The sequence below is a fragment of the Aquabacterium sp. genome, assembly GCF_035476535.1.
Lineage (GTDB): Bacteria > Pseudomonadota > Gammaproteobacteria > Burkholderiales > Burkholderiaceae_C > Pseudaquabacterium.
On sequence record NZ_DATILJ010000136.1, the window covers coordinates 1 to 6163 of the forward strand.

Here is a 6163-nt window from a genome sequence, read left to right on the forward strand (position 1 = left end):
CTGCAGCGTCGGCCACTGCTGCTCCAGCCAGCGGGTGTGCACGGTGTTGTGGTGCAGCGCCTCATGCGCGGCCAGCGTGCGCAACAGCGGCAGGTTGGTGGCCAGGCCGGTGATGCGGCATTCGGCCAGTGCCCGCTGCGAGCGGCGCAGCACCTCGTCGTAGCGCGGGCTGCTGTGGTGGACGATCAGTTTGGCCAGTAGCGAGTCGTAGTGCGGCGAGGGCGCCAGGCCTTGCCGTGCCTGGCTGTCCACGCGCACGCCGGGGCCTTGCGCCAGATCGCACTGCGTCAGCGTGCCGCTGGAGGGCCGCGCCTGGCCTTGGGCATCCAGGGTCTCGGCATTGATGCGCCACTGCACCGCAAAGCCGCGCGGCGCCGGCGGATGCGCAGGGTCCAGGCCCAGCGCGGCCAGCGGCTGGCCGGCGGCAATGGCGATCTGCAACTGCACCAGGTCCAGCCCGGTGACCTGCTCGGTGATGGTGTGCTCGACCTGCAGCCTGGGGTTGGCTTCGATGAAGACGAAGGGCAGGTCGGCCGAGTCCTCGTCGACCAGGAACTCGACCGTGCCCAGGCTCCGGTAGCCTGTGGCGCGGGCCAGGGTCAGCGCGGCCTGGGTCAGCTGTTCGCGCAGCGCGGGCGTCAGCGTCGGGCTGGGCGCGATCTCCACCAGCTTCTGGAAGCGGCGCTGCAGCGTGCATTCACGCTCGCCCAGCGCCATCACCTGCCGGCCGTCGCCGATGATCTGGATCTCGATGTGCCGCGCGTGCTTGATCAGCCGCTCGGCATAGACGCTGCCAACACCGAAAGCGGCCTGCGCCTCGGCGCTGCAGCGGGCGAAGGCCTCGGGCAGCTGTGCGGGGTCGTCGACCGCGCGCATGCCGCGGCCGCCGCCGCCGGCCACGGCCTTCAGCATCACGCCGCCATTTGGGTTGCGAGCGCGTTGGGCCGCGAAGAAGTCCTGCAACTCGCTCAGCCCGGCCGCGCCGGTGCCGGGCAGCAGCGGCACGCCATGGTCCGCCGCCAGCGCGCGGGCGCGGGCCTTGTCGCCGAACAGCGCCAGCTGCGCAGGCGTTGGGCCGATGAAGACCAGGCCGGCGTCGGCACAGGCCTGCGCGAAATCGGCACGTTCGCTGAGGAAACCGTAGCCCGGATGCACCGCATCGCAGCCCAAACGCCGGGCGATGGCGATCAGCGCGGCGATGTCCAGGTAGGCGGCCGGGCCGGTGGCGTCGAGTGCCACCGCCTCGCCGGCCAGTGCACGATGCAGGGCTTGCGCATCGTCTCGGGCGAACACCGCGACGGTGGCCACGCCCAGGTCGTGCGCGGCGCGCAGGATGCGCACGGCGATCTCACCGCGGTTGGCGATCAGCAGCTTCTTGAACATCAGGGCAGGTCCTTCAAAAGACGACGCAGCACTTTGCCGGCGCCGGTGGCCGGCAGTGCGTCGATAACACGCATGCTGCGCGGAGCCTTGTAGCTGGCCATGTTGTCGCGCGACCAGGCGATCAGCGCTTCCTCGGTGAGTGTCTGGCCCGGCTCGAGCACGACGAAGGCGCGCACCACTTCGCCCTTGTCGGCATCGGGTAGGGCGATCACCGCGGCCTGGGCGACCGCCGGATGCTTGATCAGGATCGTCTCCACCTCCTCGGGGAACACGCTGTAGCCCGAGACCTTGATCATTTCCTTGAAGCGGCCGATGAAAGTGAGATAGCCATCGGCGTCCAGCCGGCCCATGTCGCCGGTGTGGACCCAGCCATCGCGCAAGGTCTTCGCGCTGGCCTCGGGCTTGTTCCAATAGCCTTGGAAAGTGCCGCGGCTTTTCAGCACGATCTCGCCGACTTCGCCGACGGGCCGCTCGGCGCCGCTGTCGGGATCGAGGATGCGCAAGCGCACGCCCGGCACCGGCCTGCCATGCGCGCCCCAACGGATCGCGTCGTGGGGCATGTAGGTGTCGCAGGTGTGGGTTTCCGACAGACCGTAGGCCGCCTCGAAGCTGCAGCAGTTCGGCGCGGCGCTGCGCCACTGCAATGCCAGGCTTTCGGTGAACGTGATGCCGAAACTGGTGACCGGATTGAAGCGCAGGCTGCTCAGGTCGAATTCGCGCGCGCCAGGCACTGCCATGCAGGCCACGTTCATCGGCGCGATGCTGTACCACCAGTTGACGCGGTGGCGGGCGATGGCCTGCAACGCGGCCAGCGGGTCGAAGCGGTACAGCAGCACCGTGGTGCCGCCGGTGAACAGCGTGACGTTGATGCCCATCAGCATGCCGGCGATGTGGTACAGCGGCGCGATGGCCAGCAGCACCGCATCGGCGTCGACGCCGTTGCAGCCCGCCGCCGCGGCGGTCTTGAACAGCGCGTTGTCGTAGCTCAGCATGGCGCCCTTGGGCAGGCCGGTGGTGCCCGAGGTGTAGGTCATCAGCGCCACGTCGTCCATTGCCAGCGCGACCTGCGGCGCCGGGGCGTCACCCTGTGTCGCAGCCAGGAAGTCCAGGCAAGCGGCCGGCGTGATGCGCGGCGCTTCGCGCATCCGCTGCAGCTCGGCGGGCACATCGATGTCGGGTGTGCCCGATAGCGGATCAGCCAGCGGATCAGGCAGCAGGTCGGCGTAGTGCACGACGAACACATGCGCGAGCGCTGTCCGTGCGCGCACCTGGTCCACCACCGGCAGCAGCGGCGCCGCGGCGACGATCACGCGCGCCTGCAGGTCGTCGAGCTGGTATTGCAGCTCGTGCGCCTTGTACAGCGGCCCGCAGGGGCAGACGATAGCGCCCAGCTTCTGGATGCCCAGGTGCGCCATCACGTACTGCGGGCAGTTGCCCATGAACAGCGCCACCGGCTCGCCCTTGGCCACGCCCAGCGCGGCCAGGGATGCGGCGAAGGCGTCGCTGGCGCGGTCGAGTTCGGCGTAGCTGATCTCGCGGCCGTACCAGATGAAGGCCGGCTTGCCGGGCTGGCGCCGGGCATGGGCACGCAAGTAGTCGTGCAGAGGCAGGTTCATCGGGATCGACGGGGCGGTGCTGTCCATGGGGCCTTCCAGATTGGGCGATAGGGCGACGGGGCAGGGTAGGGCGGGAAGTCGTTCGGCAAGTCGGTCGCGATCGGTGATCAGGGTTTCCGAGCGCACGCTGGCGCTTGCCAGTTTCTACCGTTCAGTAGAACAATGCTACTCAACGGTAGAAAGTTTGACACCCCGTGAATTCCCCTGTCTCCAAGCCCCGCCAGCGGGCGCCCACCGCGGGCACCGACCAGAAGCGCGAGGCCATCCTGCGTGCGGCCGAAGTGCTGTTCCACACGCAAGGCTACGAGCGCACGACGATCGAGCAGATCGTTGCTGCACTTGGGGTCACCAAGCCCTATGTCTACTATTACTTCCACAACAAGCAGGAGATCTTCGAGACCCTGTCGTGGCTGCCGACGGTGGAATGCTTCACCGTGTTCGACGGCGACGAAGATGCGCACCTGCCGCCGCATGAACGCGCGGCGCGCGGCCTGGAGCGCCTGATCCGCGCCACCGTGTTGCACTATCCGGCGGCCTTTTTCGCCTACCGCGAACCGCAGGCCTTCCGGCCCGAATTCAAGCTGGCGCAAAAGAAGATCGCCAACCATTTCTACGACAGGTTCTGTGAGCTGCTCGAAGCCGGCCGCCGCAGCGGCCACCTGCAGTTCAACGAGACCCGCATCACCGCGTTGGCGGCCTGCAGCCTGCCCGGCTTCCTCTACAGCTGGTACCAGCCCGATGGCCGGTTGCCGGCCGAGGCGATGGTGCAGGAACTGACTTCGCTGGCCTGGCGCGTGATCGGCCTGCAGCCGGCCAGTCCGCCCCCCTCCACTCCCCGTTCCGCCAGGAGATCCTCATGACATCACTCAGCATCGCCGCTGTCTTGGCCGTCGGTTTGGCCGCCGGTTTGGCCACGACACCGGCATCGGCCCAGCAGTCCTTCAAGATTGCCTACATCGACCCTCTGTCGGGCCCGTTCGCGGCAGTCGGCGAGCTGATGCTGTCGCATGTGCAGTACGGTGTCGACGAGGTCAATGCCAAGGGCGGCGTCGGCAAGGGCGTGAAGATGCAGCTGCTGCAGTTCGACAGCAAACTCTCGGCGCAGGAAAGCCAGAGCGCCTTGCAATCGGCGATCGACCAGGGCGTGCGCGTGGTGTTGACCGGCGGCTCGGGCTCCACCGTGGTGGCCGCGCTGGTGGACGCTGCAGCCAAGCACAACGAACGCAATCCGGATCGGGCGGTGATCATCGTCAACCACTCGTCGATCGACCCCGATCTGACCGGCAAGCGCTGCAACTTCTGGCACTTCCAGCTGGAGGCCAACTCGGCGATGAAGATGAAGGCGCTGGCCAACTACATCAAGCGCCAGCCCGACATCCACAACGTCTACCTGCTGAACCAGGACTATGCCCATGGCCGGCAGTGGGCGAAGTACGGCCAGGAACTGGTGGGGCTGGCGCGCCCCGACATCAAGTTCGTCGGCAACGAGTTCCATGCCATCGGCCGCGTCAAGGATTTTGCGCCTTATGTTTCGAAGCTCAAGAGTGCCGGTGCCGACAGCGTGATCACCGGCAACTGGGGGCCGGACATGACCTTGCTGCTGCGCGCGGCCGGCGACACCGGCACCCACCTGCGCTACTTCAACCACAGCGCTGGTGCGGTGCCGGGCACGGTGACGGCCGTCTCACTGGCCAAGATGGGCCAGCTGACCTGGGTCGCCGAATGGCACCCCGGCCAGGCCGATGTACCCAGGGTCGACGCGCTGGCCAAGGCCTACCAGGCCAAGACCGGCAAGGGCTTCCTGTCGCCGCGCATCGCGGGGGCACCGGGCTTCGTCGCGGCCGCCGTCATCAAGGCCCAATCGACCGAGCCGCTGGCCATCGCCCGGGCGATGGAAGACCTGAAGCTGGATTCGGTGATCGGCCCGTTGCACATGCGCGCCGAAGACCATCAACTGCTGCTGCCGCAGGTGGTCAACACCATCGCGCCGGTCGACGGCAAGACCGTGAAAGTGGGGCACGAAGGCACGAACTACGGCTTCCGTACCGACGCGCTGTACACCGGCAATGAATTGGCGCAGGGCACGGAGTGCAAGATGCAGCGACCTTGATCGCTCAGGCGCCGCGCACGGCCTGACGCATCAAGGCCTTCAGCTCGAACCAGTAGGGGTGCCAGAAGCCCATCTGGCGCTGCGTCATCGCCAGGCCGGCCATGTTGTCCTGCGGCGAGATCCACCAATGCGTGCCGGCGATGCCGCCCCATTGCAGGTCGCCCACGGCGTCCGACGGGTCGGCGGCCCAGGGCACCCTCGTCAGCGCGCCGCCGAGGCTGTAGCCGCGGCCCGGTATCGGGCCGGACATCGAGAAGCGGATACCGACACCGTCGGCCAGCTGGTTCGTGAACAGCAGCTTCAGGGTCTCGGGCTTCAGCAGCGTCGGCCCGCCGGGCAGCAGGCTGCGCAGCAGAGCGACCATGTCCGGCAGCGTCGAGGCCAGACCGGCGCCGCCGGATTGTTTGGGCATCACCGTGCGGTAGGCGCCGGGGTGGGGGTAGTCGTCCGTGCGGGTCAGGCCGGGCTTCAGCGGATCCATGACGTCGGCGCCGGCATAGACGGCAGTCAGGCGATGCTGCTGCGCCGGCGGCAGCACGAAGCCGGTGTCGACCATGCCCAGCGGCCGCAGGATCTGCGCATCGATGTAGTCGCCGAAGGATTGACCGCTGATCACCTCGACCAGCCGCGACACCACATCGGTGGCCACCGAGTATTCCCACGCCGTGCCGGGGTGGTAGGACAAGGGCAGCGTGCCGAGCTTGTCCACCATCTCGGCCAGCGTGTCGCGCGGACTCAGCAGCTTGCGTTCGGTGTAAGCCGCGAACATCGTGCTGCCGGGGTCCAGCAGACCGTAGCTCAGGCCCGAACTGTGGCTGAGCAAGTGGCGGATGGTGATCGGCGCGCGCGCCGGTTCGGTGTCGTCGATGCGGGTCGCGCCGGGTCGCAACACGTGGCGCTTGGCCAGTGCCGGGATGTACTCGTCCACCGGGTCATCGAGCCCGAAGCGGCCCTGCTCCCACAGCAGCAGCGCGGCGCACGAGGTGATCAGCTTGGTGTTGGAGAAGACGCGGAAGATGTGGTCTCGCGTCAGTGCCACGCGGTTCTCGCGGTC

5 protein-coding genes are annotated in these 6163 nt (G+C 67.9%); 2 read left to right on the top strand and 3 right to left on the bottom strand.

Annotated elements, in window-relative coordinates:
- A partial coding sequence (locus tag VLK61_RS13510) for an acetyl-CoA carboxylase biotin carboxylase subunit (protein WP_325421998.1) occupies nucleotides 1-1383 on the bottom strand: 1383 nt, incomplete at its 3' end.
- Nucleotides 1383-3026 (bottom strand): AMP-binding protein, encoded by a 1644-nt coding sequence (locus tag VLK61_RS13515; protein ID WP_325422000.1) that lies wholly within the window; start codon nucleotides 3024-3026, stop codon nucleotides 1383-1385. The genes VLK61_RS13510 and VLK61_RS13515, both read right to left, overlap by 1 nt.
- Nucleotides 3027-3193: 167 nt before the next feature.
- On the opposite strand from VLK61_RS13515, the gene VLK61_RS13520 reads away from it, so the two are divergent.
- Both VLK61_RS13520 and VLK61_RS13525 read left to right on the top strand, forming a co-directional pair.
- Nucleotides 3194-3859 carry a TetR/AcrR family transcriptional regulator gene (locus VLK61_RS13520; RefSeq protein ID WP_325422002.1) on the top strand — a complete coding sequence of 222 codons (666 nt, stop codon included), beginning with the start codon at nucleotides 3194-3196 and terminating at the stop codon, nucleotides 3857-3859.
- Nucleotides 3856-5109, top strand: a complete 1254-nt coding sequence (locus tag VLK61_RS13525) for a branched-chain amino acid ABC transporter substrate-binding protein (RefSeq protein ID WP_325422004.1) — start codon at nucleotides 3856-3858, stop codon at nucleotides 5107-5109. Before VLK61_RS13520 ends, VLK61_RS13525 begins: the two co-directional genes overlap by 4 nt.
- A gap of 4 nt (nucleotides 5110-5113) precedes the next feature.
- Here VLK61_RS13525 and VLK61_RS13530 read toward each other — a convergent pair.
- Nucleotides 5114-6163 (bottom strand): serine hydrolase domain-containing protein (locus VLK61_RS13530; protein WP_325422006.1); only part of this gene is annotated, 1050 nt, incomplete at its 5' end.